The 718-nt window shown below is 41.5% G+C and carries 1 pseudogene; it reads right to left on the reverse strand.

What is annotated here, in order from left to right:
• Positions 1-686, reverse strand: a pseudogene (locus ACFIL8_RS11765) (filamentous hemagglutinin); the annotation flags it as partial.
• Positions 687-718: the final 32 nt, after the last annotated feature.

Here is a 718-nt window from a genome sequence, read left to right on the forward strand (position 1 = left end):
ATGGGGTCAGATGCATGGCTTTGTAAGTAAACATGATCATTTTTGCCATCGCTTACGACATATAATGCATTCGCTATCGATTGAGCATGATCCGCTGGTCCATAAAGATAAATATCTGTTTTTTCTGCTATACCGTGGATGCCGCGCTTTTCAAAGTCACGTAGTCCATTGCCTACTGTTAAGCTACCACGACTATGCGCACTAACAATCGCCCCATCATTACCATAACGAGAGGCAAAATCTTGGAATTTCTTGGCCGAATTACTCCATCCCCCAAAATACTCATAAATTGCTACCCCGAACTCTACTAGCTTATCTTTAGCTTGTGGGTGGTATGTAAAATAAAGGGGTTCATGTTCATTATCAGCTAAGTGGACAGCATTACCGGCTGCTTCATCTGGTGTGTTAAAAATACCATTATAGAACATACGCCTGTTGCCATCAGAGCCAGCTTGTAAATGCTGCTCATCTTCAGCATTTAAAAAGTGATACAGAGTAATATATTCTCCATCGCTGTCTTTTATAGGTTTTCCATTTTCATCGGTTAAATAGAGGACATTGCCATTTTCATCATGCAAAATCTCACCTACTGGATGTTCTTTAACATTTGCGACTTCGCGCACTTTGTCCCAGTATCCCAATCCTTCATCCGATAAATCATTGATCATATCTACGCGATTATGCACTGCTCCCTCAAGCGGTGCGACATCTAGCTGTC

Source organism: Bartonella sp. AP57NXGY (genome assembly GCF_042195805.1).
In the GTDB taxonomy this organism is placed as follows: Bacteria; Pseudomonadota; Alphaproteobacteria; order Rhizobiales; family Rhizobiaceae; genus Bartonella.